The sequence below is a fragment of the Luteibacter sp. P4_E6 genome, assembly GCF_056401535.1.
The window spans coordinates 1-1,426 of the sequence record NZ_JBFUJE010000769.1; the positions used below are offsets into that span (position 1 = coordinate 1).

The 1,426-nt window shown below is 59.7% G+C and carries 2 protein-coding genes and 1 pseudogene; all 3 read right to left on the reverse strand.

Annotated elements, in window-relative coordinates:
* Nucleotides 1-72 precede the first annotated feature (72 nt).
* Complete coding sequence (locus AC1DT2_RS23315; protein WP_477299053.1) at nt 73-348, reverse strand: hypothetical protein; 276 nt, start codon at nt 346-348, stop codon at nt 73-75.
* Nucleotides 349-396: 48 nt separating this feature from the next.
* Nucleotides 397-1,176 carry a TSCPD domain-containing protein gene (locus AC1DT2_RS23320; RefSeq protein WP_477299055.1) on the reverse strand — a complete coding sequence of 260 codons (780 nt, stop codon included), beginning with the start codon at nt 1,174-1,176 and terminating at the stop codon, nt 397-399.
* Nucleotides 1,177-1,234: 58 nt separating this feature from the next.
* Nucleotides 1,235-1,426 (reverse strand): annotated as a pseudogene (locus AC1DT2_RS23325) (hypothetical protein); the annotation flags it as partial.

Genomic DNA, 1,426 nt, shown 5'->3' on the forward strand with positions numbered 1-1,426 from the left:
CCAGTAGTAGTAGTCATGCCCTATTGATAAGAGCCCATCCTTTGGGGACTCGTATACATTCCGCTCCATGGGTCAGCCGCCGCCACCTGGACCCTTCTTCGCGGCGGGACGCTTCAAAGCGCGTTTCGCCGTAGCGGAGGAAGAAGCCTTCCGCGCGCTCTTCTTTTTGACCGCCTTCTTCGCCGCCATCGCAGGGGCAGCCTTCCCATCGGCCGTCTTTCTGACGACCTTTTTAGCCGCGACCTTCGTTACTACTTTCTCTGCAGCTTTCTTTGCCGACTTCTTCGCGAAGGATTGCTTCGCCACCGTCTTCTTCGTTGCGATCTTGCGGATTGCCTTGGTCGCCATGAATCCTTCCACTCCGGCAAGTCGATCGTTACTTCACGGAAGATCCTCTCACCCGCACTTCGAATACCCACAATTCAAACAAGTCTGGCAACCATCCATCAGCACCAGCGCCTGCGTATTGCACTTAGCGCAGAGCGTGGCGCCAGCGGGGAAGCCTGAGGCATTCATGTGGGCGGCTTCTGCGGCGGCCTGAGAGGCAGGAGCATCGCCGGCGGAGCCGGCTCCTACAGGAGCAGCTGCGGGAACGGCAGGCTTGGCGGCCTTTTCATAGGCGGCACGCTTCTCGGCAATCAGCGCGCGGGTCGCGTCGCTCATTTCCGGGTCGTGAATCAGGCCGATCGACTTCATATGCTGCTCAACCACCGCGCCGATCTCGGCGACGATGCTCGGCATATAAACGCCGCCAGCCTTGAAGTAGCCCCCACGCGGATCAAAAACCGCCTTGAGCTCTTCAACAATAAACGTCACGTCGCCACCCTTGCGGAAGACGGCGGACAAAATTCGGGTGAGCGCCACGATCCACTGGAAGTGGTCCATGTTCTTCGAGTTGATGAACAGCTCGAAGGGGCGGCGCATCTCATGCTTGGTACCGGCGTTCAGGACGATATCGTTAACCGTCACGTACAGCGCGTGCTCAAAGAGCGGCGACTTGATCTTGTACGTGCTGCCGACGAGGGTCTCCGGTCGTTCCAGGCTTTCGTGCATCTGGATGACTTCGGCCACGGGCGCGGCTTCTTTCACCGGCACAGGCGTGGGGGCCGGAGYGGCCTTGTCTTCGGGCTTAACGACGTTATAGCCCTTGATCTTCTTTTCGATCTTGATCGCCATGACTCTTCTCTTATAGGTATTCCGCCCGGCGCCWGGCGCCGGGCGGAATAGGTGCTACTTACTTACGACGGCCACGAACGGCGCTCTTGCGTGCCGCCGTACGACCGGTCTTGCTGGCAGTGGACCTCTTGACCGCCTTGGGGGCGATCTTCTTGCTGGCGGCCTTGCGGACCGTCTTCTTTACAGCTGCGACGCGGCCGGCGCTCTTGCGAGCTACCTTGGCTACGCCCTTCTTGACGGCCTTACGAGC

Bases quoted from the DNA above. Each gene is read 5' to 3' on its own strand.
- AC1DT2_RS23315 (WP_477299053.1), bottom strand. From the start codon at position 348: ATGGCGACCAAGGCAATCCGCAAGATCGCAACGAAGAAGACGGTGGCG.